Raw genomic sequence first — 255 nt, 5'->3', positions numbered from 1 at the left:
CCAATGATAATCCGTTTGGTAAACTTGGACTAATACTAAAAGTCAAGTTTTCTCCTGAAACCGTTGGTTGTAAATTGGTGATTATTTCATCGATTGTGAAAACATTTGGTGTGTTGTAACTTAACAACGTTGGCGCTAAATCAATAATTTCGATTGATAAAACAAACGAAACACTTCCACCAGAATTTGTTGCTGTAACTTCATAATCCGTAGCTGATTGTAAAACCGTTGGTGTGCCAGAAATTATTCCGGTTG

At 35.7% G+C, this 255-nt stretch carries 1 protein-coding gene; it reads right to left on the bottom strand.

Annotated elements, in window-relative coordinates:
- Positions 1–255: hypothetical protein (locus tag G6042_RS00330; RefSeq protein WP_211161585.1), on the bottom strand; the 255-nt coding region annotated here is incomplete at both ends.

The organism is Flavobacterium solisilvae (assembly GCF_012911605.1).
Classification (GTDB): domain Bacteria; phylum Bacteroidota; class Bacteroidia; order Flavobacteriales; family Flavobacteriaceae; genus Flavobacterium; species Flavobacterium solisilvae.
Note: the sequence above shows the minus strand (reverse complement) of the source record. Positions and strands in the feature narration are given on the sequence as shown.